This window comes from Pseudomonas sp. NPDC085632 (genome assembly GCF_044541255.1).
Taxonomy (GTDB): Bacteria; Pseudomonadota; Gammaproteobacteria; order Pseudomonadales; family Pseudomonadaceae; genus Aquipseudomonas.
In genome coordinates this window covers 110,526-114,962 of record NZ_JBITSX010000009.1, presented here as the reverse complement: position 1 = coordinate 114,962, position 4,437 = coordinate 110,526, and the positions used below count along the sequence as shown (strand labels likewise).

The 4,437-nt window shown below is 56.3% G+C and carries 3 protein-coding genes; all 3 read left to right on the top strand.

Annotated elements, in window-relative coordinates:
• A partial coding sequence (clpX, locus tag ACIF4X_RS09840; protein ID WP_397481969.1) for an ATP-dependent Clp protease ATP-binding subunit ClpX occupies positions 1-1,268 on the top strand: 1,268 nt, incomplete at its 5' end.
• Between the two features lie 163 nt (positions 1,269-1,431).
• Positions 1,432-3,828 carry an endopeptidase La gene (lon, locus tag ACIF4X_RS09835; protein WP_007917325.1) on the top strand — a complete coding sequence of 799 codons (2,397 nt, stop codon included), beginning with the start codon at positions 1,432-1,434 and terminating at the stop codon, positions 3,826-3,828.
• A 148-nt stretch (positions 3,829-3,976) separates the two neighbouring features.
• Positions 3,977-4,249, top strand: coding sequence for an HU family DNA-binding protein (locus ACIF4X_RS09830; RefSeq protein ID WP_003183171.1), 273 nt, complete (start codon positions 3,977-3,979; stop codon positions 4,247-4,249).
• The last annotated feature ends 188 nt before the right edge of the window (positions 4,250-4,437 follow it).

Here is a 4,437-nt window from a genome sequence, read left to right as displayed (position 1 = left end):
ACGGCGAGGTCAACGGCAAGCTTGTCTATTGCTACTACTGTGTCAATAGCCAGCATGAAGTGCGCAAATTGATTGCCGGCCCCTCGGTCTTTATCTGCGACGAGTGCGTCGACCTGTGCAATGACATCATCCGCGAGGAGGTGCAGGAAGCCCAGGCCGAAAGCAGCGCGCATAAATTGCCTTCGCCTAAAGAAATCAGCGGCATCCTTGACCAGTACGTCATTGGTCAGGAGCGTGCGAAAAAGGTTTTGGCCGTAGCGGTGTACAACCACTACAAGCGCCTGAACCAGCGTGACAAAAAGGCTGACGACGTCGAACTTGGCAAGAGCAACATCCTGCTGATCGGCCCGACAGGCTCCGGTAAAACCCTGCTGGCCGAAACACTGGCCCGCTTGCTGAACGTTCCGTTCACCATCGCTGACGCAACCACTCTCACCGAGGCGGGTTACGTGGGTGAAGATGTCGAGAACATCATTCAGAAGCTGCTGCAGAAGTGCGATTACGACGTAGAGAAGGCCCAGATGGGTATTGTCTACATCGACGAAATCGACAAGATTTCCCGCAAGTCCGACAACCCGTCGATCACCCGGGACGTTTCCGGTGAGGGCGTGCAACAGGCCTTGTTGAAGTTGATCGAAGGCACGGTCGCTTCCGTACCGCCGCAAGGTGGTCGCAAGCACCCGCAGCAGGAATTCCTGCAGGTCGACACCCGTAACATCCTGTTCATCTGCGGTGGTGCGTTCTCCGGTCTGGAAAAGGTTATTCAAAACCGTTCCACCAAGGGCGGCATCGGTTTCAACGCAGAAGTGCGCAGCAAGGAAGAAGGCAAGAAAGTCGGTGAATCCCTGCGTGAAGTCGAGCCTGACGATCTGGTCAAGTTCGGTCTGATCCCGGAATTCGTCGGTCGTCTGCCGGTCCTCGCGACGCTGGACGAGCTGGATGAGGCTGCGCTGATGCAGATCCTCACCGAGCCGAAAAATGCTCTGACCAAACAGTATGCCAAGCTGTTCGAGATGGAAGGCGTGGATCTGGAATTCCGGACCGACGCGCTGAAATCGGTCGCCAAGCGTGCCCTGGAACGTAAAACCGGTGCCCGTGGCCTGCGGTCGATTCTCGAAGGTGTACTGCTCGACACGATGTATGAAATCCCCTCGCAGTCCGAGGTGAGCAAAGTCGTGATCGATGAAAGCGTGATCGAAGGCAAGTCCAAGCCACTGTATATCTACGAAAACAGTGAGCCGACCGCCAAGGCAGCGCCGGACGCGTAAGCGTCCACCGCGCCGCAACAAAGAAGGGGCCTTCGGGCCTCTTTTTTTTTATGTCATTTTTTACATCCGCTTTGCGCTTGTTTTTTTTCAAGGCAGCCCCCATCTTGGTTTCAAGCTCAATTCCATCTGATTACGGCCATATGGCCGCCGTAGAGGCGAAATCATGAAGACAACCATCGAATTGCCTCTCCTGCCATTGCGTGATGTCGTGGTTTATCCGCACATGGTTATCCCGCTGTTCGTGGGGCGCGAGAAATCCATCGAAGCCCTCGAGGCCGCGATGACGGGCGACAAGCAGATCCTGCTGCTGGCCCAGAGAAACCCGGCTGACGACGATCCCGGTGAAGACGCTCTCTATCGCGTAGGTACCATCGCCACTGTTCTACAGCTGCTCAAGCTGCCTGACGGCACCGTAAAAGTGTTGGTTGAGGGTGAGCAGCGCGGCACCGTCGAGCGCTTCAGCGAAGTCGACGGCCACTGCCGTGCCGAAGTCTCGTTGATCGAAGAAGTCGACGCTGCCGAGCGTGAATCCGAAGTGTTCGTGCGTACGCTGCTGTCGCAGTTCGAACAATATGTGCAGCTGGGCAAGAAAGTCCCGGCCGAAGTCCTGTCGTCGCTCAACAGCATTGATGAGCCGGGTCGCCTGGTCGACACCATGGCGGCGCACATGGCGCTGAAAATCGAGCAGAAGCAGGAAATTCTCGAAATCATCGATTTGTCGGCCCGGGTCGAGCACGTTCTGGCGTTGCTGGATGCCGAGATCGATCTGCTGCAAGTCGAAAAACGCATTCGTGGCCGCGTCAAAAAGCAAATGGAGCGCAGTCAGCGCGAGTACTACTTGAATGAGCAGATGAAGGCCATTCAGAAAGAACTCGGCGACAGCGACGAAGGCCACAACGAAATCGAAGACCTGAAAAAGCGTATTGACGCTGCAGGTCTGCCGAAAGACGCGTTGGCCAAAGCCACTGCCGAGCTGAACAAGCTCAAGCAAATGTCGCCGATGTCCGCTGAGGCCACCGTGGTGCGCTCGTACATCGACTGGCTGGTGCAGGTGCCGTGGAAGGCGCAGAGCAAGGTTCGCCTGGACCTGGCGCGTGCAGAAGACATTCTCGATGCCGATCACTACGGTCTCGAAGAGGTCAAGGAACGTATCCTTGAATACCTCGCCGTGCAAAAACGCGTGAAGAAAATCCGTGGCCCGGTGTTGTGCCTGGTCGGTCCTCCGGGCGTGGGTAAAACCTCGCTGGCAGAGTCGATCGCTCACGCCACCAACCGCAAATTCGTGCGCATGGCCCTCGGTGGCGTGCGTGATGAAGCGGAAATTCGTGGTCACCGTCGGACTTACATCGGTTCGATGCCAGGAAGATTGATTCAAAAGATGACAAAGGTGGGTGTGCGCAACCCGCTGTTCCTGCTCGATGAAATCGACAAAATGGGCAGTGACATGCGTGGCGATCCGGCGTCGGCGTTGCTGGAAGTGCTCGATCCAGAGCAGAACCACAACTTCAACGACCACTATCTGGAAGTCGATTACGACCTTTCCGATGTGATGTTCCTGTGCACCTCGAACTCGATGAACATCCCGCCGGCGCTGCTCGACCGGATGGAAGTGATCCGTCTGCCGGGCTACACCGAAGACGAGAAGATCAACATCGCCGTCAAATACCTCTCGCCTAAACAGATCGCCGCTAACGGTCTGAAGAAGGGCGAGCTGGAATTCGACGCAGAAGCGATCCGCGACATCATCCGTTACTACACCCGTGAAGCCGGTGTGCGTGGCCTTGAACGCCAGATCGCCAAGGTCTGCCGCAAGGCTGTTAAAGAGCATGCGCTGGAAAAACGCTTCTCGGTGAAAGTGACAGCTGATCTGCTGGAACACTTCCTCGGTGTGCGCAAATTCCGCTACGGTCTGGCCGAACAGCAGGATCAGATCGGTCAGGTGACCGGCCTTGCCTGGACGCAGGTGGGCGGCGAACTGCTGACCATCGAAGCCGCTGTTGTGCCGGGTAAAGGGCAATTGATCAAGACCGGTTCGCTGGGCGATGTAATGGTCGAATCGATCACCGCCGCGCTCACCGTGGTGCGCAGCCGCGCCAAGAGCCTGGGCATTCCTCTGGACTTCCACGAGAAGCGCGACACGCACATCCACATGCCGGAAGGGGCGACCCCGAAGGACGGGCCTAGCGCTGGCGTAGGCATGTGCACGGCGCTGGTGTCGGCATTGACCGGCATTCCGGTGCGCGCCGATGTGGCCATGACCGGTGAAATTACCCTGCGTGGTCAGGTGCTGGCGATTGGTGGTCTGAAGGAAAAACTGCTGGCGGCTCACCGCGGCGGAATCAAGATAGTGATTATTCCTGAAGAGAACGTGCGTGATCTGAAGGAGATTCCTGACAATATCAAGCAGGATCTGCAGATTAAACCGGTTAAATGGATTGACGAGGTCCTGCAAATTGCGCTGCAATACGCGCCGGAGCCCTTGCCGGATGTGGCTCCGGAGATAGTTGCCAAGGACGAAAAACGTGAGTCTGACTCTAAGGAAAGAATTAGCACGCATTAATACGCTTTTGCCTGGGGGGCTTCCTTGACAGTTTTTTAGAGCCCTTGTTATAAAGCGGCTCTTAAGTGTCTGTAGGCCATTCAGCACTCGTTTTTGCTTTCACCAAAAAACTTAGAATCATCTCAAAATAGATATAAGGGGACTTAGTGTGAACAAGTCGGAACTGATTGATGCTATCGCTGCATCCGCTGATATCCCGAAAGCTGCTGCTGGCCGTGCGCTGGACGCTGTAATCGAATCCGTCACTGGCGCTCTGAAGGCTGGCGACTCCGTTGTTCTGGTTGGTTTCGGTACTTTCTCCGTGACGGACCGTCCGGCTCGTACCGGTCGTAACCCTCAGACCGGCAAGACTCTGGAAATCCCGGCTGCCAAGAAGCCAGGTTTCAAAGCCGGTAAAGCACTGAAAGAAGCTGTTAACTAAGTTTTCAGGTTTTTACCCATCCGGGTCGGGGTCATGCCTGACTTGGCAGCGGAGCGGTAGAGCAGGTCGCTGAAACAGTTGCCTGTAACGCCGGGATCGAGGGTTCGAGCCCTGTCCGCTCCGCCAGTTACGAGAAGGCGCATCCTCGGAGGCGCCTTTCTTGTATCCGGATTCTACCCACGCTCCAC